This is a genomic window from Halomonas sp. LES1, from assembly GCF_031846005.1.
GTDB lineage: Bacteria > Pseudomonadota > Gammaproteobacteria > Pseudomonadales > Halomonadaceae > Halomonas.
Genome location: NZ_JAVRGC010000001.1, coordinates 725,682 through 747,037 on the forward strand (window position 1 = coordinate 725,682; position 21,356 = coordinate 747,037).

At 65.6% G+C, this 21,356-nt stretch carries 19 protein-coding genes; 10 read left to right on the forward strand and 9 right to left on the reverse strand.

All coding sequences use genetic code 11. The annotated features are described in order from the left end of the window. Positions 1 to 278: 278 nt before the first annotated feature. Positions 279 to 851, reverse strand: a complete 573-nt coding sequence (locus RM463_RS03480) for a hypothetical protein (protein ID WP_311428986.1) — start codon at positions 849 to 851, stop codon at positions 279 to 281. A 173-nt stretch (positions 852 to 1,024) separates the two neighbouring features. On the opposite strand from RM463_RS03480, the gene RM463_RS03485 reads away from it, so the two are divergent. Beyond that, positions 1,025 to 1,774 (forward strand): glycerophosphodiester phosphodiesterase family protein, encoded by a 750-nt coding sequence (locus tag RM463_RS03485; RefSeq protein ID WP_311428987.1) that lies wholly within the window; start codon positions 1,025 to 1,027, stop codon positions 1,772 to 1,774. 77 nt (positions 1,775 to 1,851) lie between these two features. On the opposite strand, the gene RM463_RS03490 is transcribed toward RM463_RS03485, so the two are convergent. Both RM463_RS03490 and RM463_RS03495 read right to left on the reverse strand, forming a co-directional pair. Continuing rightward, positions 1,852 to 2,097, reverse strand: a complete 246-nt coding sequence (locus RM463_RS03490) for a GlsB/YeaQ/YmgE family stress response membrane protein (protein WP_195686998.1) — start codon at positions 2,095 to 2,097, stop codon at positions 1,852 to 1,854. 81 nt (positions 2,098 to 2,178) lie between these two features. Then, complete coding sequence (locus RM463_RS03495; RefSeq protein WP_311428988.1) at positions 2,179 to 2,724, reverse strand: DUF924 family protein; 546 nt, start codon at positions 2,722 to 2,724, stop codon at positions 2,179 to 2,181. An 87-nt stretch (positions 2,725 to 2,811) separates the two neighbouring features. Between RM463_RS03495 and RM463_RS03500 the strand changes: the two genes are divergently transcribed. From RM463_RS03500 to RM463_RS03540, 9 genes are all read left to right on the forward strand, one after another. Beyond that, positions 2,812 to 2,994: a hypothetical protein gene (locus RM463_RS03500; protein ID WP_161422179.1), complete on the forward strand. Its 183-nt coding sequence runs from the start codon at positions 2,812 to 2,814 to the stop codon at positions 2,992 to 2,994. Between the two features lie 11 nt (positions 2,995 to 3,005). After that, entirely contained in the window at positions 3,006 to 4,397 is a 1,392-nt protein-coding gene (locus RM463_RS03505) for a YcjX family protein (RefSeq protein ID WP_311428989.1), read from the forward strand. Beyond that, the gene (locus tag RM463_RS03510) at positions 4,394 to 5,452 is read left to right on the forward strand and encodes a YcjF family protein (RefSeq protein WP_311428990.1); all 1,059 of its coding nucleotides are present in this window, start codon (positions 4,394 to 4,396) and stop codon (positions 5,450 to 5,452) included. Before RM463_RS03505 ends, RM463_RS03510 begins: the two co-directional genes overlap by 4 nt. Before the next feature lie 83 nt (positions 5,453 to 5,535). Next, on the forward strand, positions 5,536 to 5,976 hold the full coding sequence (locus RM463_RS03515; protein WP_311428991.1) for a universal stress protein: 441 nt from the start codon (positions 5,536 to 5,538) through the stop codon (positions 5,974 to 5,976). A gap of 176 nt (positions 5,977 to 6,152) precedes the next feature. After that, positions 6,153 to 8,093: an exoribonuclease II gene (locus RM463_RS03520; protein WP_311428992.1), complete on the forward strand. Its 1,941-nt coding sequence runs from the start codon at positions 6,153 to 6,155 to the stop codon at positions 8,091 to 8,093. 194 nt (positions 8,094 to 8,287) lie between these two features. After that, complete coding sequence (gene siaA, locus RM463_RS03525; RefSeq protein WP_311428993.1) at positions 8,288 to 10,306, forward strand: biofilm regulation protein phosphatase SiaA; 2,019 nt, start codon at positions 8,288 to 8,290, stop codon at positions 10,304 to 10,306. Positions 10,307 to 10,340: 34 nt separating this feature from the next. Next, positions 10,341 to 10,874 (forward strand): biofilm regulation protein kinase SiaB, encoded by a 534-nt coding sequence (gene siaB / locus RM463_RS03530; RefSeq protein ID WP_311428994.1) that lies wholly within the window; start codon positions 10,341 to 10,343, stop codon positions 10,872 to 10,874. Positions 10,875 to 10,887: 13 nt separating this feature from the next. Next, positions 10,888 to 11,277: a biofilm regulation phosphoprotein SiaC gene (siaC, locus tag RM463_RS03535; protein ID WP_311428995.1), complete on the forward strand. Its 390-nt coding sequence runs from the start codon at positions 10,888 to 10,890 to the stop codon at positions 11,275 to 11,277. Next, positions 11,274 to 12,071: a diguanylate cyclase domain-containing protein gene (locus RM463_RS03540; RefSeq protein ID WP_311428996.1), complete on the forward strand. Its 798-nt coding sequence runs from the start codon at positions 11,274 to 11,276 to the stop codon at positions 12,069 to 12,071. The genes siaC and RM463_RS03540 overlap by 4 nt, the downstream gene beginning before the upstream one ends. An 86-nt stretch (positions 12,072 to 12,157) precedes the next feature. Here RM463_RS03540 and sucD read toward each other — a convergent pair whose 3' ends face one another. The 6 genes from sucD to RM463_RS03570 form a co-directional block, all read right to left on the reverse strand. Next, on the reverse strand, positions 12,158 to 13,030 hold the full coding sequence (sucD, locus tag RM463_RS03545; RefSeq protein WP_132041371.1) for a succinate--CoA ligase subunit alpha: 873 nt from the start codon (positions 13,028 to 13,030) through the stop codon (positions 12,158 to 12,160). Further along, positions 13,030 to 14,196 carry an ADP-forming succinate--CoA ligase subunit beta gene (sucC, locus tag RM463_RS03550; protein ID WP_132041370.1) on the reverse strand — a complete coding sequence of 389 codons (1,167 nt, stop codon included), beginning with the start codon at positions 14,194 to 14,196 and terminating at the stop codon, positions 13,030 to 13,032. Before sucC ends, sucD begins: the two co-directional genes overlap by 1 nt. A 137-nt stretch (positions 14,197 to 14,333) precedes the next feature. Continuing rightward, positions 14,334 to 15,776 (reverse strand): dihydrolipoyl dehydrogenase, encoded by a 1,443-nt coding sequence (lpdA, locus tag RM463_RS03555; protein ID WP_195687008.1) that lies wholly within the window; start codon positions 15,774 to 15,776, stop codon positions 14,334 to 14,336. A 63-nt stretch (positions 15,777 to 15,839) separates the two neighbouring features. Continuing rightward, on the reverse strand, positions 15,840 to 17,435 hold the full coding sequence (gene odhB, locus RM463_RS03560) for a 2-oxoglutarate dehydrogenase complex dihydrolipoyllysine-residue succinyltransferase (protein WP_311428997.1): 1,596 nt from the start codon (positions 17,433 to 17,435) through the stop codon (positions 15,840 to 15,842). 42 nt (positions 17,436 to 17,477) lie between these two features. Next, positions 17,478 to 20,312, reverse strand: a complete 2,835-nt coding sequence (locus RM463_RS03565) for a 2-oxoglutarate dehydrogenase E1 component (RefSeq protein WP_311428998.1) — start codon at positions 20,310 to 20,312, stop codon at positions 17,478 to 17,480. A 314-nt stretch (positions 20,313 to 20,626) separates the two neighbouring features. Beyond that, complete coding sequence (locus RM463_RS03570) at positions 20,627 to 21,331, reverse strand: succinate dehydrogenase iron-sulfur subunit (protein WP_195687011.1); 705 nt, start codon at positions 21,329 to 21,331, stop codon at positions 20,627 to 20,629. Positions 21,332 to 21,356: the final 25 nt, after the last annotated feature.

Below are 21,356 nucleotides of genomic sequence, written 5' to 3' on the forward strand. Positions count from 1 at the left end.
GTCGCTGTTTTCCTTTGCTGGCTAGTGGATGATCCCACCAGTCAAGCGCCAAGGCCTCCTGCGGTCAAGTCGTGCCCCTTTCAGAATAGGGCTATTGCAGATAATTGGCAGCTCGGTTCTCGGGGCTGATCTGGCGACAAGCCCCGGAGCGCCGGACCGACGAGGAGGCGCTGTAAATACCTCCCTGTACGCTACCTCGTCCGTCCCTGGTCCTCGGACCTCCTCATCGGCTTATCCCCAGCGCCCCTTGCCTCCGGTAACTGCGATAGCCTTGCCCTTCAGAGGGTGGCGGGAAAGGCTTCCAGGCCGCGGATAAAGCGCGCCTTGTAGTCATCGAACTGCTTTCGGTCCTGCTTGAAGGACTGGATCACCGAGGCCTCGTCGAAGGTCAGCGCCCGCGGCAGGTCCTCCAGTGAGGTGGCGGGATGCTTGGGTCCCAGGCCGATATTCACACCGGCCCTGCCTTCCAGCCAGCGTGAGATCCCCGCTTCGCTGAAGCGTCTCTTCTGCTCGTCGTCCTGGGTATCGACGCGCAGGGGCGCCTTGAGCGCCAGCTCGGCGACCAGGCGCTCGGCCGGCCGCGCCACGCTCTGCTGGTCGAGCTCGGCCAGCAGCATCACGGTCATGCTGCTGCCATGCTCATCAAGCACCAGCAGGGCCAGCGCGACGGGACGCGCCTGATCATCCACCAGCGCCAGCACCCTGGCCGCCTCCTGCTCGACCAGCACCGCCAGGGTGCCGGCGAAGGTGGCCAGGGGGCGAAGGCCAGCCTCATGGCCATAGGCCTCGGCGCAAAGCCGGGCCAGGCACGCCTCGCGCTGGCTGGGGTTGTTGATATTCACGACTCTCATCTCACTCTCCTGCACCGGCGGTGGCGCTCTGGCTGCATTGAATCTGGCGGCATCGAAAGTGGCGCAGCCTAGCATATCCAGACCAGACCATATCCAGAACAGGTGGATGGCGATACGCTAGGGCGGCTTTCTCACCGCCGGTGACGACGCTTCGCTGACCAGGACGATGGCCGATGCCCCACCCCTATATCTCGCTTCCCCGCCTGATGGCCCACCGGGGCTTCTCCTCCCAAGCCCCCGAGAACACGCTGGCCGCCGTACGCGCCGCCCACGACGCCGGCTGCAGCTGGGTCGAGCTTGACGTTCAGTTGCTGGGCGATGGCACCCCGGTGATCTGGCATGACGCCGGGGTCCGGCGCTGCTCCGATGCCCGCGGCAGGCTCGCCGACCTGGACCTGCCCGCCGCTCGGCGGCTCGACGTGGGAGGCTGGTTCTCCGATGCCTTCCGGGGCGAGCGTATCGCCACCCTGGACGAGATGCTGACGCTGATCGACGAGCTGGGGATGGGGCTCAACCTGGAGCTCAAGGTCAACCGTGGGCGCAATGCCGAAGCGCTGGTCGAGGCGTCGCTTCCGGCCGCCCTCGAGGCCCTGCCCCCGGAGCGACTGATCGCCTCCTCCTTCAACGACCAGGCCCTGAGCCAGGCGCGCCGGCTGGCGCCCGCTTCGCGGCTGGCGCTGGGTGTCCTCTTCGAGGGGGTCGGTCGCGGCTGGCAGAAGCGCTGCGCCGGGCTCGAGGCCTACAGCATCCATGCCGACTGGCGGCGGCTGAGTCGTCGAACGGCCGAAGCGATCAAGGCGGATGGCTACGCCCTGCTCTGCTATACCCCCAACGACCCGACCGCCTTCAACCATCAATGGCAATGGGGGGTCGATGCGGCGATCAGCGACTATCCAAACCGCTTTCTGGGCCATTTGCCCTGACCTCCCCACGACTCTGAATTCATTACGACAAAGGGCCGCCTGCAGGCGGCCCTTGGACAACAATCAACGCTGAGAAGTTAGGCTTTCTTCACCTTGCTGATGATCCACAGCAGGATCAGCGCGCCGACCACGGCACTGAACAGCGACCCCAGAAACCCGCCGGTACCCATGCCGAGGATCTGCTTGAAGATAAAGCCGCCGATCACCGCGCCGACCACACCGACACCAATGTTCCCGAGAACACCGAAGCCCCCTCCCCGCATGATATGACCGGCGATCCAGCCGGCCAGGCCACCGATAATCAACCAGGCGATAATTCCCATGATGCCTCCCGTATGTGTCGTGACGAATAGTGAGTGGTGAGTGATAAATGGAGAGTGTGATGTGGCGCCAGTATAAAGACGCTAGAAGGAAGAGCCCGGTTGTGCCAGAAACTCCAGCTCCTCGGGGGTAGAGTCACGGCCCAGGATGGCATTGCGGTGGGGATAACGCCCAAAGCGCAGAATGATCTCGCGATGGCGATGCTCGACACCCAGGTGCCTCTCGAGGCCCGGCTGATCGAACAGCCATGCTGCCTGCTCGTGGATCACCGCCGACTCGCTATGCATGAAGGGCATATACAGGAAGGCTCGCCTCTTGGGCGGCAGACCGGCATCGTCGCCGCAAGCCACCGCTTCCTGGGCGAGTACCAGTGCCATGGGATCGGCAGCGAAGGCCGCCGGGGTGTCACGATGAATATTGCGGGAGAACTGGTCGAGCACGATGATCTCGCCAAGCCGACCCGCCGGCGTCTCTCGCCAGCGCCACAGCTCGCCACGACAGGCCGCGGCCAGACAGGCACCGAAGCGTCTGGCGATCTCGGCATCCAGACGCGAATCCTTGCGGAACCATTGAGCCGGGTTGAGCTCATCGAACCAGAATGTCAGCACCTCATCGGGGGTCGTCGTCATAAGCCATCCTTGATTGCTGCGCTGCCGCTGGGCCGACTCTCCTGATACCATCCCCGACGTGACACCACAAGCGAGGAGCGTTATCGCATGAATCCCGACCCCCTCTGGTCGATGATCACCTATCTGTTCAATATCCTCGGCATGCTGATCTGCCTGGGAGGCCTGAGCCTGGCTCATTACAGCCGCCATCTGTGGCCGGGACGCATCATCGCCGGCGCGGGGTTCCTGCTGGCCGCCTCACCGACCCTCTACGGCCTTGTTGCCGGCTGACGGAGCCCCGCATGCGCCAGCCCTTCACCCGTGAGCTACAGGACCTGCTGGAGCGGGGCCGCGATCGCCAGCTGCGGCTGGCGGTCACCGGCCTCTCCCGCGCCGGCAAGACCGCCTTTCTCACCTCCCTGGTCAACCAGCTGCGTCATGCCGGCCTGGAGGCGCGCCTGGACCTGCTGCCCGCCGCCAGGGAGGGCCGCCTGCTGGGGGCCCGGCGTGTCAGCCAGCAGGACCTGGGAGTGCCACGCTTCCCCTATGACCAGGCCATGGCGGCACTCTCGGCGACCCCGCCGCGCTGGCCCGAGCCCACTCGCGGCATCAGCGAACTGCGCCTGACCATCCGCTACCGTCCCGCGCGCCCCGGCCTGCTGGGGGGCGACTCCCGCCAGCTGACCCTGGACCTCTTCGACTACCCGGGCGAATGGCTCCTCGACCTGCCGCTGCTGGGCCTGGACTATCCCGGTTGGTGTGCGCGACAACACACCCTGGAGGGCAACCAGCGCGCCGCCCACTTCGCCGTCTGGCAGGCCGCGGTCGTAAGGCTCGACCTCGCCGCCGAGGCCGACGAGGCACAGCTGGCCGAGATCAGTGAGCACTTCGCCGCCGGACTGCGCAGCGCCCGGGAGGCGGGCTTCGCCGACCTGCAGCCCGGTCGCTTCCTGCTGCCCGGGGACCTGTCCGGTGCGCCGGTCCTGCAGTTCTTCCCGCTGCCCGGGGTTTGCGACATGGACCCCGCGCTCCTGGCCAGCCTGCCCGAGTCGAGCAACTACGCCACCCTGGCGCGGCGCTTCCGCTACTACCAGCAGCATGTGGTGCGCCCCTTCTATCGGGACCATTTCCGGCGCTTCGATCGTCAGATCGTGCTGGTCGATCTGTTGGGAGCGCTGAATGCCGGTCCCGAGCGTTTCCAGGACCTCTCCCGGGCACTCGCCAACCTGATGCAGAGCTTCGATTACGGCCAGCGCAGCCTGCTCTCGCGGCTGTTCGCCCCGCGCATCGATCGCCTGGCCATCGCCGCCACCAAGGCCGATCATGTGACGCCCGAACAGCACCCTCGCCTGGTGTCACTGCTCGAGGCCCTGCTGGCCGAGCCCCTCAAGGACCTGCGCTATGCCGATGTCCCCGTACGCGCCCTGTCACTGGCGGCGATTCGCGCCAGCGAGTCGCGCGAGGTCGAGAGCCAGGGACGGCACACCCCGGCGCTGCGCGGCACCGGCCTCGATGGCGAACCGTTGCTGATCTACCCCGGCGAGGTGCCGGAGCGTCTTCCCGACGACGCTTTCTGGACGCGTCAGGGCTTCGACTTCCCGGCCTTCCGCCCGCTGCCCATGGAAGATGGCGCCCTGCCTCATATCCGCATGGATGCCGCCCTCGACTGGCTGATCGGAGACAAGCTGACGTGAGCACGCCCCATGATCCCCGCCCCGGACGGCGTTTCTCCCTCGAGGAGCCGGCCCCTTCCTCCACACCAAGGGATCCGCGCCCACCCGAGGCCTATGCCCACGACCTGCCGAGCCAGGCGCTGACACCGAGTCATGCGCCAGCCGAGCCGGTGCTGGAGGCCAGCCTGGGGCGTCCCCGCAAGCGCCGCTGGGGATTGCTGGTGCTGCTTGGCGGCACCCTGGGGCTGGGGGCCGTCGAGGCCGGCACCACCCTGTATGCCGCCGGCATCGGCGGGGAATGGCTGGCCAGCGCCTGGAGCCTGCTGCTGCTGATCGCCCTGACCCTCGGCGCAAGCGCCCTCGGCCGCGAACTATGGCGCTTGCGCCGCCTGCGGCGTCATGACCGGCTGCGCATGCGCCTGGGCGGCCTCGCCACGGCCACCCGCGGCGAGGCCGACGCGACCGCCGATGCCCTGCGCCGCGCCCTGAGCCTGGATACCGACCACCCGCACTGGCAGGCCTTCCTGACCGCGCGACAACCCCATCACGGCGCGACCGAACTGCATACCCTGCTCGACCATCACCTGCTGGCCCCACGCGACCGGGCGGCCCGCCGCCTGGTCTCGCGGATGTCCGGCGAGACCGCGGTCATGGTGGCGGTCAGCCCGCTCACCCTGGTCGACATGTCGCTGGTGGCCTGGCGTAGCCTGGCGATGGTCGACCGCCTGTGTCGCCTCTACGGCCTGGAACTGGGCTATGCCGCCCGCCTGCGCCTGCTGCGGGAAGTGCTGCGCCAGATGGCCTTCGCCGGCGCCACCGAGATGGCCGGTGAGGCCGGCATGGAGATGCTCTCGATGAACCTGGCCGGGCGCCTCTCCACACGGGCCGCCCAGGGGCTCGGCATCGGTCTGACCAGTGCGCGCCTTGGGCTGCGCACCCAGCGCCTGACTCGCCCGCTGCCCTTCGACGAGGAGCAGGCACCGCGCCTGGCGGATCTGCGCCGAGAGCTGTGGCAGCAGCTGCGTCGCCTCGAGGCGGAGGGGGAGCGTGGCGGACCTGATGCGGGTCAAGCTTAGGCCCACCGGGCGCCATGGCACATGACCCCGACAAGGAAAACGACTAGGCTCGAGATAGTCCCTGACCGATAAGGAGTCGCACCGTGTACACCTCCATCCTGGTTCCCGTCGATGGCTCCAAGCACGCCCAGCAGGCGCTCGCCGTGGCCTGCCAGCTGGCACAGCAGAATGAGACCAGGCTGATCCTGCTGCACATCCCCGAAAAGCTCGCCCACGATACGCTGCTGGTGTGGGGCATCGGCGCCGTCGACCTCAAGGCCACCGACGAGGAGCTCGAGGCAGCCGGACGCAAGATCGTGGAGCGCGCCGAGCAGGCCGCCCGCGATGCCGGCATCTCCAACGTCGAGACGCAGATCATCCAGGGCGACCCGGCCCGCGCCATCCTCAGCGAGTCACAAAAGCGAGGCGTCGACGCCATCGTCATGGGCAGCCGCGGCCTCAGTGACCTCAAGGGCTTCGTGGTCGGCAGCGTCTCCCACAAGGTGGCTCACGCCGCCGAGTGCTCGGTGATCACGGTAAGTTGAGTAAGCTGAGCCCCCAGGACGAACCAGATGACGGCGCCAGCAGGCGCCGTTTCGCGTTACCGGCACCCGTGAAGTGCGCCAAGCCACTGATTCATGGCGCGCCCTCGCGCCACGTTTGGCGCGGCGATCGGGAATCCGTATAGTGGCCAGCCTACCCCCGCCACACGTTCGTGATCATGCTGCAGAACAACGCCTTGCTTGCCCAGCTCAAGCAACAGATTCGCTCCACCACCCCTCGTGTCGAGGGCGTGATCAAGGCCACCGAGAAGGGCTTCGGCTTTCTCGAAACCGATGAGGGCGACTCCTACTTCGTACCGCCCCCCGCCATGAAGCAGGTGCTGCATGGCGATCGCGTGGCAGCGGTGCTTCATGAGGAGGGCGAGAAGAAGAGCGTCGAACCCGACACCCTCATCGAACAGGGACTGGAGCGCTTTATCGCCCGGGTCCAGAAGCGCGATGGCCGGCTGGCCGTGGTGCCGGACCACCCCTCCATCAAGAATGTCCTCAAGGCCCGCATCAAGCGCAGCCTCGATGAGAGCACCATCGGCGATGCCGACTGGGTAGTGGCACGCCTGGTACGCCACCCCCTGAAGGCCGACGACCGCGGCTTCTTCACCCAGATCGACGAGCTGGTGGCCAAGGCCGATGACCCGGCCGTGCCATGGCGCGTGACCCTCGCCCGCCACGCCCTCGAGCAGGAGTGCCCGGACGCCGGTGACGACTGGCCGCTGCGTGACGAGGGCCTCGAGCGGGCGGACCTGACCGCCGAGCCGTTTTTCACTATCGACGGCGAGAAGACCCGCGACATGGACGATGCGCTGCGCATCGTGCCGCGTGCGGAGGGCGGCTGGGACCTCAGCGTGGCCATCGCCGACCCCACCGCCTACGTCGAGGAGGGGCATGCCGCCGACCTCGAGGCACGCACCCGCGCCTTCACCGTCTATCTGCCGGGTCAGAACGTCACCATGCTGCCCGAGCAGCTGGCCGACGACCTCTGCTCGCTGTGGGAGAACAAGGAGCGCCCCGTGCTGGCCTGCACGCTGACCGTGCACGCCGATGGCAGCCTGGGCGACTACCGCTTCTTCGCCGCCACCGCAATGTCGCATGCCCGCCTGGCCTACGACCGGGTGTCCGACTGGCTCGAGGGCCAGGGCGACTGGTCGCCGGCAGACGCGATCGGCGAGCAGCTCAAGGCGCTGCGCGACCTCACCGAGGCACGCAGTGCCTGGCGTGCCGAGCACGCCCTGGTGTTCAAGGATCGTCCCGACTTCGTCTTCGATCTGGACAGTGCCGGCAATGTACTGGATATCCGCACCGAGGAGCGGCGTATCGCCAATCGCATGATCGAGGAGTCGATGATCGCCGCCAACGCCTGCTGTGCCGACCTGCTCTCGGAGCATATCGGCCACGGTATCTTCAACGTGCACCGCGCCTTCGAGGATGACAAGGCCGAGGCCGCCCAGGAGTTCCTGGCCAGCCAGGAAATCGCCGTGGAACGCGAGGCCCTTACCGAGTTGCCCCGCTACAGGGAGCTCAAGCGTGAGCTGGAAGGCCGCGATGACGCCTGGCTCGACGCCCGCCTGCGCCGCTTCCAGGGCTTCACCAGCATGTCGGCCAAGCCCGGCCCGCACTTCGGTCTGGGCCTTCCTGCCTACGCCACCTGGACCTCGCCAATCCGCAAGTATGGCGACATGGTCAACCACCGCCTGATCAAGCGGGTGCTCAAGGGGGAGCAGGCACCGGCCGAGGCGAGCCTCGAGCTCACCGAGCAACTCACCGAGCGGCGGCGCCTCAACCGGATGGCCGAGCGTGACGTCAAGGACTGGCTCTACGTGCGCTACCTGACACCGGCCGCCGAGTCCCAGGAGACCTTCGACGCCGAGATCATCCAGATCAACCGCGGGGGCATGCGCGTGCGCCTGACGGCCAACGGCGCCACCGCCTTCGTGCCGGCACCGATGATGCACAGCGAGCGCACCAAGGTCGCCATCGACGACAAGGAAGGACGTATCCAGATCGAGAGCGAGGAGCGCTACAAGCTCGGCGATCACGTTCGCGTGGCGCTGATCGAGGCCCGCGAGGAGACCCGCTCGCTGGTGGCACGCCCCGCCGAGTAATCTCGCCTCTTCCCCAACTCGCAGGCGATTGCCATGCCGAACCGCCATGGCGATCGCCCTACTCCCTCCCGACCCCGCGTCGAGGGTCGTCGAACGACGACAAATGTGGCATTGTTTATTCAACAATGAAGAACAAGGGTTCCGAATAAGCCGGTCATGTCAGGCCGCCTCGGGATCGACGCAAGGGAAACCCCATGGCCTATCGCTGGGGACTGCGCGGACAGTCCACCCTGAGCCTGCTGCTGGCCTGTCTGCTGGCCCTGATTCCAGCCCTTCTGATCGGCTGGCTGGCCCTCGACAATGTCCGTCACCACTTCGCCACACGCTACGCCGAGCAGTACACCCTTCTGCACATGCAGAAGATTCTGACCCCCGTTTCCCGTGAGCTGGCGCTCTCCCGACGCTTCGCCGACTCGGTAGTGACCCGTGAATGGCTCGGCGAGCCGGACCATGCGGCACGCCGTGACCGCTTCTTCCGCGAGGCCAGAGGGTTTCGCCAGCAGTTCAGTGGTGACGCCTACTTCATCGTCAACCACGAGACCGGCAACTACTACTACAATGACGGCCTTGCCCCTCAGAGCCGTCTTCCTCGCTACCGGGTCGTTCCCGACGATCCCGACAACGCCTGGTACTTCGCGACCATGGCCGGCGGCGACGGCTACAACATCAACGTCAACCTCGACGCCAAGCTGGGGCTGGCCAAGGTCTGGTTCAACGTCAAGATCATGGACGGCGACCGACCGCTGGGCCTGGCCGGCGGTGGCCTCGACCTGAGCCGCTTCCTCGACGACTTCATGCGCAGCAGCGCCCCAGGCCTGACGCCGCTTATCATCGATGCCCGGGGTGCCATTCAGGCCCACCCCGACCGCAGCCAGCTGGCGCTGAGCTCCGGCGCACTGACCGACCTCAACGATGATGCGCCCCGTCTGCAGGCGCTGCTCGGCAACGATGCCCAGCGCGACCGGCTGGAGACGTCTATCGCCGATGTGCAGCGATATCCCGGCACGGTAGCCACCCTGGAAGCCGAGCTCGAGGGGGCACCGCGCCTGCTCACGCTGGGCTATATCCCCGAGCTCAAGTGGCTGGTGGTGACGGCCCTGGACCTGAAGAGCGCTCCGCTTATCGACAGCCGCTGGCTTCTGCCCCTGGCGAGTGCCCTGCTGCTGGTATTCCTGATCCTGCTGACGGGATTCGCCTATGGTATCGAACGCCTGGTTCTCGCTCCCCTGCGCGGCCTGCAGCATTCGGCCCGGGCCATCGCCAGCGGCGACTACGACAGCCATCTGCCGACCGAGCGCCGTGACGAAATCGGCGAGCTGTCGAGGGCCTTCTCGCATATGGCGGGTCAGATACAGCGTCACACTCGCGAACTGGAGGAGAAGGTTCGCCAGCGGACCCAGGCCCTGGAGTCCAGCAATGCGCGGATGACCGCGGCCCGCCGCCAGATCGACGCCTCTCTGGAGTATGCCAGCATCATCCAGCGCGCCATCCTTCCCGACCGACAACTGGCACGCCACCTGGCCGACCGCCATGCGCTTCTGTGGCGACCACGAGACCAGGTCGGCGGTGACTTCTACATCTTCCACGCCACCGACGGCGGCTATCTGATGGGGGTGATCGACTGTGCCGGCCATGGCGTGCCGGGGTCGCTGATGACCATGCTGGCTCGAGCGATCATCGACCACGCCATCCTCAAGGTGGGAGCCGACGACCCGGCGGGCATCCTCAACGAGACCCACCGCCAGAGTCGCGAGACGCTGCATCACGAGAGCCTGCCCGCCTCCATCGCCACCAACATGGATATCGGCCTGGTCTGGATCGAGCGCGACGGTGGACAGCTGACGTTCGCCGGCGCCAAGATGTCGCTCTATGCCAGCGACGGTGAGGAGCTGGCGATCTACCTCGGCGGCCGCCGCGCCCTGGGCCAGCGGCGCGCCATGACCTACGAGAATCGCGTTCTGCCGCTGAATGATCACTGGACCTACTCCCTCTGCTCCGATGGCTTCCTCGACCAGGCGGGGGGCGAGCACGGCTTCGGCTTCGGCAATGCCCGCTTCGAGCAGATGCTCAAGCGCCATGCCACCGCCCCGCTTGACCAGCAGATCGCCCGCTACGAAGCGGAGCTCGACGCCTATCGTGGCCAGCATCCCCAGCGCGACGACATTACCCTGCTATGCTTTCGCTTCACGCCGGCCGCACCAGCGGATACCTGATCACAGCACCACCAACCTCATACGCGGAGAGGCCATGGACCTTCTGACCTTGCGTAACACCTATCTCCAGCAGCGCATCATGCTGTGCTTCAACGGCCCCATCTCACGCAGCCTGATCGAGGAGATCGGGCACGCGCTGCGCAACTACCTGAACCATCAGTCTGCGGCGCCATCGGCTGCCATGGATGTCTTCGCCGTCTATATCGAGATGACCCAGAACATCCGTCACTATGCGACCCGTCGCGAGTATGGGGAGGAGGACGCGACCGCGACCATCGCCGTGGCGAGAGACGGCGAAGGGCACTATCAGGTATCGGCCGGCAACCTGGTGGAAGACGCCGACGGCCAACGCCTGGTCGAGGCCGTGGAGAGCCTGGCCCCCCTGGATGCGGCGGCTCTCAAGCGTGCCTACAAGCAGCAGCTGCGACGCCCCCGCGACGAGGCGGCCGACAGCGGCGCGGGCCTGGGGCTGATCGACATGGCGCGCAAGTCGAGCCATCCGCTGGTCGCGTCTCTGCAGCCTCTATCCTCTGGCCGAAGCTTCTTCAGCCTGACGGCGACCATCTAAAGGGAGAGTGATCATGAACCAGGACCTGAACCTTGCGGGTAGCGTCTCCACCCCCGCCATCCAGAGTGACTGGCAGGCGGGACGCCTCTGCATGCAGGGAGACTCCTATCCGGAGAACTCCTATGAGCTGTTCGGCCCGGTGATCGGCTGGGTCGAGGCCTATCTCACCCAGGAGTCACGCCCTCTCGAACTCCGCCTCGAGCTGGTCTATCTCAACACCAGTTCGGTAAAGGTCATGATGGATATCTTCGATCTTCTCGAGGAGGCCTACCAGGAGGGGCGTCGGGTCGAGGTCGTGTGGCACTACGACGCCCGTAACGACCGCATCGCCGAGCTTGCCGAGGAGTTCAAGGAGGATTGCAGCTACCCCTTCGCCATTCGTGCCCTGGAAATTTCCACGTGAGCCAACGCGAACGGGAGCTGCTGGAGGAGGTGGCAGACCTGCTGGCGACGGAGGAGTACCGGGGGCACAGGCTGCACTCGGCGCTGCAGCGCCTCTATCGGCGTCACCTGGCGCAACAGGAGCGGCTGGAACGACTGGTCACCATCGCCGACGGCTTCCAGAAGGGGGCCCAGCAGGACCTTCAGGAGACACGACAGCAGCTGGAGCGCCAGCGCCGCCGTCAGCACAAGCTGTCGTACATCGCCGACCGCTTCCAGGACCTGTTGCACGAGCGCAACCAGGCACTCAAGGATGTCTCGCGCCTGGACCCCCTGACCGGCCTGGCCAACCGACGCTGTCTGCATGAGCGGCTGGAAGTCCTGACCGCCGATGTGATCCGCCAGCGCCGCACCGCCAGCCTGGTGATGCTGGACATTGATCACTTCAAGACCATCAACGACCGCCATGGACACGCCACCGGCGACCGGGTCCTTGTCACCCTGGCCAGGTGTCTGGTGAGTTCGCTGCGGCAACATGACCTCTGTGGGCGCTGGGGCGGGGAGGAGTTTTTGCTGGTGCTGCCGGATACGCCGAGTGATCAGGCCCGCCCCCTGGTGAGACGGCTCACCGAGCAGCTGCGACGCCTCACGCTGACCGCCGATGACGGAGAGACCGCGTTCTTTATCACCGCCAGTGCCGGCATCGCCGAATGGCAGTCCGGCGAGGGGTATCAGGCCACCATCGAGCGCGCCGACCGGGCCCTCCTCGAGGCCAAGCGCCAGGGGCGCGACCGCTGCTGCCTCGCCGAGGCATAGACTCCCCCATCCCTCGCCATGAAAAGGGCCTACGAAAAAGGGCGCCCGAAGGCGCCCCTTTTACATCGCTTGAAGACGAACTCGGCTTACCAGCCGGTCACTTCCTTCAGCGCGTCGCCGATCTGAGCCAGGGAACGCACGGTCTTCACACCGGCATCTTCCAGGGCGGCGAACTTCTCGTCCGCGGTCCCCGTGCCACCGGAGATGATGGCACCGGCGTGGCCCATGCGCTTGCCCGGAGGCGCGGTGACGCCGGCGATGTAGGAGACCACCGGCTTGGAGACGTTGGCCTTGATGTAGGCGGCCGCCTCTTCCTCGGCGGTGCCGCCGATCTCGCCGATCATCACGATCGCCTCGGTGGCCGGGTCCTTCTCGAACATCTCGAGGATGTCGATGAAGCTGGAGCCCGGGATCGGGTCGCCGCCGATGCCCACGCAGGTGGACTGGCCGAAGCCGTGATCGGTGGTCTGCTTGACCGCCTCGTAGGTCAGGGTGCCGGAACGCGACACGATGCCGACCCGGCCGGGCTTGTGGATATGGCCCGGCATGATGCCGATCTTGGTCTCGCCGGGAGTGATAACGCCCGGGCAGTTGGGGCCGATCAGGCGCACGCCCAGCTCGTCACACTTGACCTTGACGTCGAGCATGTCGAGGGTCGGGATGCCTTCGGTGATGCACACGATCAGCTTGATGCCGGCATTGGCAGCCTCGAGGATCGAGTCCTTGCAGAACGGGGCCGGCACGTAGATCACGCTGGCCTCGGCGCCGGTCTTCTCGACGGCTTCCTTGACGGTGTTGAACACCGGCAGACCGAGGTGCTCCTGGCCGCCCTTGCCCGGGGTCACGCCGCCGACCATCTGGGTACCGTAGGCGATGGCCTGCTCGGAGTGGAAGGTCCCCTGGCCACCGGTGAAGCCCTGGCAGATGACCTTGGTGCTCTTGTCGATCAGGATGCTCATTACTTGCCCTCCGCTGCCTTGACTACCTGCTGAGCCGCATCGGTGAGGCTCTCGGCAGCGATGATGTTGAGTCCGCTGGATGCCAGCTTCTCGGCGCCCAGTTCGGCGTTGGTACCTTCCAGACGCACCACGACCGGCACATTGACACCGACCTGCTCGACGGCACCGATGATGCCCTCGGCGATCATGTCGCAGCGCACGATACCGCCGAAGATGTTGACCAGCACGGCCTTGACGTTGTCGTCGGAGAGGATCAGCTTGAAGGCCTCGGCCACGCGCTCCTTGGTGGCGCCGCCGCCGACGTCAAGGAAGTTGGCCGGGCTGCCGCCGTGCAGGTTGACGATGTCCATGGTCCCCATCGCCAGGCCCGCACCGTTGACCATGCAGCCGATATTGCCGTCGAGGGCCACGTAGTTGAGCTCCCACGCCGCGGCCTCGGCCTCGCGCTCGTCCTCCTGGGAGGGGTCGCGCATGGCCTGCAGGTCCGGATGGCGATAGAGGGCGTTGCCGTCCAGGCCGATCTTGGCGTCGAGGCAGTGCAGGTTGCCCTCGTCGGTGATCACCAGCGGGTTGATCTCGAGCAGCGCCAGATCCTTGTCGTGGAACATCTTGGAGAGGCCCAGGAAGATCTTGGTGAACTGCTTGACCTGGTCACCTTTCAGGCCCAGGGCAAAGGCCAGCTCACGCGCCTGGTAGGGCTGTGCACCCACCAGCGGATCGATCTCGGCCTTGAGAATCTTCTCGGGAGTCTCCTCGGCGACCTTCTCGATCTCGACACCGCCCTCGGTGGAGGCCATGAAGACCACGCGGCGGGTGCCACGGTCGACCACGGCGCCCAGATACAGCTCGTCGGCGATATCGGTGCAGGTCTCGACCAGGATCTTGGCGACCGGCTGACCATTGGCGTCGGTCTGGAAGGTCACCAGGTTCTTGCCCAGCCACTGCTCGGCGAAGGCCTTGGCCTCCTCCGCGCTCTTGACCAGCTTGACACCACCGGCCTTGCCGCGGCCGCCAGCGTGGACCTGGGCCTTGACAACCCACATGTCGCCGCCGATCTTCTTGCAGGCTTCCGCGGCTTCTTCGGGGGTATCCACGGCAAAGCCCTTGGACACCGGCAGACCATAGTCGGCAAACAGCTGCTTGCCTTGATACTCGTGAAGGTTCATCGATTCATGCCATTGGTTGCATGTGACTCGAACGGCGCCCCGGCTCGACCTCGGCGGTCTGACTCAGGAGGCACCACCGTCCCCTCCGATGCATCGCCGGAAGGGGCACGCCGCCCGGTGGGCGGCGCTTGTTATCCTTACTTCTTTTTCTTCTTGCGATTGGCCATGTGGATGGCATGGCCTTCCACGGCCAACGCGGCCTCATGCACCGCCTCCGACATGGTCGGGTGGGCATAGCAGGTCAGCGCCAGATCCTCGGCACTTGAACCGAACTCCAGGGCGATGACCCCCTGGGCAATCATCTCGCCGGCATGCTGGCCAACGATATGCAGGCCCAGCACGCGGTCGGTCTCGGCATCGGCGATGATCTTGGCCTGGCCCTCGGTGGCATTGTTGGCCATGGCGCGACCGCTGGCGGCAAACGGGAAGGCGCCCGTCTTGACCTCGATGCCCTTGGCCTTGGCATCCTGCTCGGTCATGCCGACCCAGGCCACCTCGGGGAAGGTGTAGATGACGCTGGGGATGGCGTCGTAGTTCATCTCGGCCTTATGGCCGGCGATGATGTCGGCCACCATGATGCCCTCTTCGGAGGCCTTGTGAGCCAGCATCGGGCCGCGCACGCAGTCGCCGATGGCGTAGACGCTCGGCACGCTGGTGCGGCACTGGTCATCGACCTGGATGAAACCGCGCTCGTCGGTCTCCACGCCAACGCCGTCGCCAACCACGCCCTTGGTGTAGGGCTTGCGGCCGACGCAGACGATCAGCTTGTCGAAGGTCACCTCCTGGTCGTTGTCACCGTCACTGTACTTGACGGTGACCTCGCCATCCTTGACCTCGGAACCGGTGACGCGGGCGCCCAGCTTGATATCCAGCCCCTGCTTCTTGAGCAGCTTCTGGGTCTCCTTGGCGATGGCACCGTCGACCATCGGCAGGAAGCTGTCCATGGCCTCGAGCACGGTGACCTCGGAGCCCAGACGGTTCCAGACGCTGCCCAGCTCGAGACCGATCACGCCGGCGCCGATCACACCCAGACGCTTGGGCGTCTCGGTGAACTCCAGGGCACCGGTGGAGTCGACGATGATGTCGTCGGTCAGCGGGGTCGGCGGGATCTCCACCGGAACGGAGCCCGCGGCGATGATGATGTTATCGGCCTCGTAGGTGGTGGCCTTGCCATCCTGGTCGGTCACCTCGACCTGCTTGCCACCGGTCACCTTGCCGGTTCCCTCGATACCGGTCACGCCGTTGGCCTTGAACAGGCCGGCGATACCACCGGTGAGGTTCTTCACGATCTTGTCCTTGCGGGCGATCATCTTCTCGACGTCCACCTGGACATCGCTGGCCTGGATGCCCAGGTCATCGAAGTCGTGCTTGGCTTCGACGAACTTGTGGGAGGCCTCGAGCAGCGCCTTGGACGGGATGCAGCCTACGTTCAGGCAGGTGCCACCGAAGACGACCTTGCCCTCCTTGCCGATCCACTTCTCGACACAGGCCGTCTTGAGGCCCATCTGGGCGGCACGAATGGCGGCCACGTAGCCACCGGGGCCCGCACCGATCACGATCACATCAAACTTGTCGGCCATATTGGCTCCTGTTGCATGTCTTGGGTTCAGGGGCCGCCGGGATCAGCCGGCGGCTCGTGCCGCTCAGATATCCAGCAGCAGGCGTGCCGGATCTTCCAGCAGCTCCTTGATGGTGACGAGGAACTGCACCGCGTCCTTGCCGTCGATCATGCGGTGATCGTAGGAGACCGCAAGGTACATCATCGGGCGGATCTCGACCTTGCCGTTCACCGCCATGGGGCGCTCCTGGATCTTGTGCATGCCCAGGATCGCCGTCTGCGGGGGGTTGATGATCGGCGTGGACATCAGCGACCCGAAGATGCCGCCGTTGGTGATGGTGAAGGTACCACCCTGCATCTCGTCGATGCCGAGCTTGCCGTCACGCGCCCGCTTGCCGAAGTCGACGATACCCTTCTCGACATCGGCGATCTTCATGCTGTCGGTATCACGCAGCACCGGCACCACCAGACCACGATCGGTGGAGACCGCCACGCCGATATCCTGGTAGCCGTGATAGACGATGTCGGTACCGTCGATGGAGGCATTGACGTCGGGGAAACGCTTGAGGGCCTCGCTGGCCGCCTTGACGAAGAAGCCCATGAAGCCGAGCTTGACATCGTGGGTCTTGACGAAGGTGTCCTTGTACTGGGCACGCAGCGCCATCACCGCGCCCATGTCCACCTCGTTGTAGGTGGTCAGCATGGCGGCGGTCTGCTGGGCCTGAACCAGGCGCTTGGCGATGGTCTGACGCAGACGGCTCATCGGCACACGCTTCTCGGGGCGCTCGCCCTCGACGGCGGGCGCCGGAGCGGCGGCCTTGGCGGAGCCGGTGGACGCCTTGGCGCTTTTGGCGCCCTTGGCGGCAGAGCCCTCCTTGACGGCGCGCTGCACATCCTCCTTGAGGATGCGACCGCCCTTGCCGGTCCCCTCGATCTTGCTGACATCGAGGTCATGCTCGGCCACCAGCTTGCGCGCGGCCGGGGCCAGGATCTTGTCCCCCACCTGCTCGTCGCTGGCGCCATCATCGGCGGAGGCAGCCGGCTCGACATCGGCGGCCGTGTCCGCCTCACCGCCGGCGCCTTCGGCGAAGATGCCCAGCACCGCCTCGGACTCGACCTGGCTGCCCTCCTCGGCCTTGATCTCGACGAGCGCTCCGTCGGCGGGCGCCACCACTTCCAGCACCACCTTGTCGGTCTCGATCTCGGCCAGCACCTCGTCGCGCTTGACCGCTTCACCGACCTGCTTGTTCCAGCTGGCCACGGTGCCTTCCTGGATCGACTCGGGGAAGGTCGGCGCCTTCACTTCGTGCTTCTCGCCGCCGCCGGCAGCCGGCTTGTCGGCCTTGGCCTCGGACGATGTCTCGGCTTTGGCCTCGGACGATTGCTCGGCCTTGGCGTCTTGCTTGTCGCCGCTCTCTGCCGACGCCTTGCCGCCCTTGGCCTCGCCTTCACCGATGCGTCCCAGCACCTGCTCGGACTCCACGGTGTCACCCTCCTCGACCAGTGTCTCGGAGAGAACGCCCGCCTCGGGGGCCAGCACTTCGAGCACGACCTTGTCGGTCTCGATCTCGACGATCAGCTCGTCACGCTCGACGCTGTCACCCGGCTTCTTGTGCCAGGCAGCGACGCTGCCTTCGGCAACGGATTCCGGAAAGGTTGGGGCCTTGATCTCGGTAGCCATGTCGTATCCCTTGTAGGTTCTCTCTCGTCCCGGTGGGCGCCATTACAGATTGAAGGCGTCTTCCACCAGCTGGCGCTGCTGTTCGGTGTGCACGGACATGTAACCAGCCGCGGGTGCCGCCGATGCCGGACGACCGGCAAACTTGAGCTTGCCACCCAGACCGTCCTTGAGCATTTCCGCGACGGCACGCATATGGTGCTGACTCGGGTACCAGGCGCCCTGGTTGAGCGGCTCTTCCTGGCACCACACGATGTCGGTGACATTGGTGTACGCCTTGATCGCCTCGAAGAGCTCCTCCTTGGGGAAGGGGTAGAGCTGCTCGACACGCAGGATGGCGACATCATCACGGGCATTCTCCTCCCGCCAGGCGGCCAGGTCATAGTAGACCTTGCCGGCACACAGGATGATGCGCTCGACCCTCTCGGCCTCCAGCCCGGCCTGGTCGGCCAGCACCATCTGGAAGCCGCCATCGGCCAGCTCATCCAGGCTCGATGTCGCATCCTTGTGGCGCAGCAGGCTCTTGGGCGACATCACCACCAGCGGCTTTCTGACCTTGCGGATCACCTGGCGGCGCAGCAGATGGAAGATCTGCGCCGGGGTGGTCGGCACACAGACCTGCATGTTGTGTTCCGCGCACAGCTGCAGGAAGCGCTCCAGGCGCGCCGAGGAGTGCTCGGGGCCCTGCCCCTCATAGCCGTGGGGCAGCAGCATGGTCAGCCCGCACAGGCGTCCCCACTTGGTCTCGCCCGAGGAGATGAACTGGTCGACCACGACCTGGGCGCCATTGAAGAAGTCGCCGAACTGCGCCTCCCAGATCACCAGGTCATTGGGCGCGGTGGTGGCATAGCCGTACTCGAAGGCCAGCACCGCCTCCTCGGAGAGGAAGGAGTCGTGGATGGTGAAGCGCGGCTGACCATCGGCCATGTACTGCAGCGGCACATAGGCGCTGCCATCCTTCTGGTTGTGCACCACCGCATGGCGGTGAGAGAAGGTGCCGCGACCCACGTCCTGGCCGGTGATGCGCACCGGATGCCCCTGGTCGATCAGCGTGGCGTAGGCCAGGGTCTCGGCGAAGCCCCAGTTGAGGGCCAGGCCACCGGCCTGCATCTTGCGCCGATCGGCGTAGATCTTGGCCACCTGGCGCTGTACCTCGACCCCATCGGGAATCTCGCACATCTTCGCCGCCAGGCGCTGGAGCTTCTTCATCGGGACCGAGGTGTCGGCATAGCCCGTCCACTCATGTCCCAGATAGGGCTTCCAGTCGACGAACAGTGAGGTATTGGGCTGTTGCACCAGGGCGTTGGCCACATGGTTGCCGGCGATCAAGTCCTCGCGATAGGTCTCGATCATGCCCTTGGCTTCCTCCTCGGTGAGGACGCCCTGTGCCACCAGTCGCTCGGCATAGATCGCCCGCGAGGAGGGGTGATCCTTGATCTTGCGGTACATCATCGGCTGGGTGCCGCTGGGCTCGTCGGCCTCGTTGTGACCGCGACGGCGGTAGCACACCAGATCGATCACCACATCCTTCTTGAACTGCTGACGATAATCCAGGGCCACCTGGGTCGCGTGCAGCACGGCGTCGGGGTCATCACCATTGACATGGAAGACCGGCGCCTGAACCATCTTGGCGATATCCGTGCAGTACTCCGTGGAACGCGAGTCCTCGGGATGCGAGGTGGTAAAGCCAATCTGGTTGTTGATGACGATGTGTACCGTGCCGCCGGTCTTGTAGGCACGGGTCTGGGACATCTGGAAGGTCTCCATGACCACGCCCTGACCGGCGAACGAGGCATCACCATGGATGTTGATCGGCAGTACCTTGTTGCCATCGCTGTCGTCACGGCGATCCTGGCGGGCCCGCACCGAGCCCACGACCACCGGGGCGACGATCTCGAGATGAGAGGGGTTGAAGCCCAGCGCGAGGTGCACCTCGCCACCCGGCGTCATGACGTTCGAGCTGAACCCCTGGTGGTACTTGACGTCACCGGAGCCACGCTCGATCACCTTCTTGCCGTCGAACTCGTCGATCAGCTCGCCGGGGTTCTTGCCAAGGATGTTGACCAGCAGGTTGAGGCGCCCGCGGTGGGCCATGCCGATCACCACCTCCTTGATCCCATAGCCCCCGCCACGCTGGATCAGCTCATCCATCATCGGAATGAAGGACTCGCCCCCCTCCAGGCCGAAGCGCTTGGTCCCCGGATACTTGGAGGCCAGGTAGTTCTCCAGGCCCTCGGCGGCGGTGAGTCTCTCCAGCACGTGCTGACGCACGTCGTTGCTGAAGGCGGGCGCACTGCGCACCGATTCGAAGCGCTGCTGCAGCCAACGCTTCTCCTCGGTATCGACGATGTGCATGATCTCGCAGCCGATGGAGCGACAGTAGGTCTTCTCCAGGGCGTCGACGATCTCCTTGAGCGGCGCCTTGTCCATGCCCAGGAAGAACGAGCCGGTCTGGAACTCGGTATCGAGGTCGGCCTTCGTCAACTGGTGAAAGGAGAGGTCGAGGTCGGGGACCGGCGTCTCGCTGCGCAGCTTGAGGGGGTCGATATCCGCCTTCTGGTGACCGCGGAAGCGATAGGCGTTAATCAGCTGCAGAACCCTGACTTGCTTACGATTTTCCTCGCCATCGGCGGCAGCGGGCGCGAGTGCCGTACGGCGCTGCCTGGCCAGCTGATGGAACTGTTCGCGGACGGGGGTCAGGGGAACATCATGGTGGGGGCCGTCATCGGGGCGCGGCAGCTCGTCAAAGTACTGGCGCCACTCGTCGGGAACGGCGGAGGGATCATCGAGGTACTGCTCGTATAGCGCCTCCACGTAGTGGACATTGCTGCCACTGACGTGCGAGGAGCGCCACATCAACTCCATTATGCCTTGTTGCATCTCTCGGTCACCCTGCACTGATGGGGTGTGATCGGCGTCACCGCGACGCGGCCACGGCGACATCGGTGGTGCCCTGCCGGCTGGGGCCCATGCGTTTCCGGCATCTCCGGCCATCGTGGGCCGGAAACCTTGAATCTATGGTTGCTGAACCTGTGGTCACTCGAACCTATGGTCACTCAATCCCATGGTCAAAAGCCGGCGCCCAGGGCACCGGCTTCCGACACTATCTCACCACTCCCTGCGACACGGGGTCACAGGGGGTGTGCTGCGGCATATGATAACAAGCCACGGAGCTCGATTTAAGTGCCATCGGCTCAGGTGCTATCGGCCAGCAGCATCTCGCGGATCTTGCCGATGGCGCGAGTGGGGTTGAGTCCCTTGGGACACACCGCCACACAGTTCATGATGCCGCGGCAGCGGAACACGCTGAACGGATCCTCGAGCTCGGACAGACGCTCGCGGGTAGCCGTGTCGCGCGAGTCCACCAGGAAGCGATAGGACTGCAGCAGCCCCGCCGGCCCCACGAACTTGTCCGGGTTCCACCAGAACGACGGGCAGGAAGTGGAGCAGCAGGCGCACAGGATACACTCGTAGAGGCCGTCGAGCTTGTCGCGATCCTCCGGCGACTGCAGACGCTCGATGGCCGGCGCCGGCTCGTCGTTCTGGAGGTACGGCTGGATGCGCTCGTACTGCTGGTAGAACAGCCCCATGTCGACCACCAGGTCACGGATGACCGGCAGGCCCGGCAGCGGGCGCAGCACCAGCTTGTTGCCCTTCACCACATCGGAGATCGGAGTGATGCAGGCCAGGCCGTTCTTGCCGTTCATGTTCATGCCATCGGAGCCACACACGCCTTCGCGGCAGCTGCGACGGTAGGCCAGGCCGTTGTCCTGCTCCTTCATCATGTGCAGGACATCGAGCACCATGATGTCGCGGCCCTGGGTGTCGACCTGAAACTCCTGCATGTACGGCGCGGAGTCGGTCTCCGGGTTATAGCGGTAGATGGATACCTGAAGCATCGTGACTCACCCTCGTGTTAGCTGA

What these genes read in the sequence shown, in the direction of transcription:
- RM463_RS03495 (WP_311428988.1), bottom strand. Translation starts at nt 2,724, where the DNA reads ATGACGACGACCCCCGATGAGGTGCTGACATTCTGGTTCGATGAGCTC.
- siaC (WP_311428995.1), top strand. Translation starts at nt 10,888, where the DNA reads ATGAACCAGGACCTGAACCTTGCGGGTAGCGTCTCCACCCCCGCCATC.
- RM463_RS03505 (WP_311428989.1), top strand. Translation starts at nt 3,006, where the DNA reads ATGCGCCAGCCCTTCACCCGTGAGCTACAGGACCTGCTGGAGCGGGGC.
- sucD (WP_132041371.1), bottom strand. Translation starts at nt 13,030, where the DNA reads ATGAGCATCCTGATCGACAAGAGCACCAAGGTCATCTGCCAGGGCTTC.
- odhB (WP_311428997.1), bottom strand. Translation starts at nt 17,435, where the DNA reads ATGGCTACCGAGATCAAGGCCCCAACCTTTCCGGAATCCGTTGCCGAA.
- RM463_RS03570 (WP_195687011.1), bottom strand. Translation starts at nt 21,331, where the DNA reads ATGCTTCAGGTATCCATCTACCGCTATAACCCGGAGACCGACTCCGCG.
- RM463_RS03500 (WP_161422179.1), top strand. Translation starts at nt 2,812, where the DNA reads ATGAATCCCGACCCCCTCTGGTCGATGATCACCTATCTGTTCAATATC.
- RM463_RS03490 (WP_195686998.1), bottom strand. Translation starts at nt 2,097, where the DNA reads ATGGGAATTATCGCCTGGTTGATTATCGGTGGCCTGGCCGGCTGGATC.
- lpdA (WP_195687008.1), bottom strand. Translation starts at nt 15,776, where the DNA reads ATGGCCGACAAGTTTGATGTGATCGTGATCGGTGCGGGCCCCGGTGGC.
- sucC (WP_132041370.1), bottom strand. Translation starts at nt 14,196, where the DNA reads ATGAACCTTCACGAGTATCAAGGCAAGCAGCTGTTTGCCGACTATGGT.
- siaB (WP_311428994.1), top strand. Translation starts at nt 10,341, where the DNA reads ATGGACCTTCTGACCTTGCGTAACACCTATCTCCAGCAGCGCATCATG.
- RM463_RS03480 (WP_311428986.1), bottom strand. Translation starts at nt 851, where the DNA reads ATGAGAGTCGTGAATATCAACAACCCCAGCCAGCGCGAGGCGTGCCTG.
- RM463_RS03565 (WP_311428998.1), bottom strand. Translation starts at nt 20,312, where the DNA reads ATGCAACAAGGCATAATGGAGTTGATGTGGCGCTCCTCGCACGTCAGT.
- RM463_RS03485 (WP_311428987.1), top strand. Translation starts at nt 1,025, where the DNA reads ATGCCCCACCCCTATATCTCGCTTCCCCGCCTGATGGCCCACCGGGGC.
- siaA (WP_311428993.1), top strand. Translation starts at nt 8,288, where the DNA reads ATGGCCTATCGCTGGGGACTGCGCGGACAGTCCACCCTGAGCCTGCTG.
- RM463_RS03520 (WP_311428992.1), top strand. Translation starts at nt 6,153, where the DNA reads ATGCTGCAGAACAACGCCTTGCTTGCCCAGCTCAAGCAACAGATTCGC.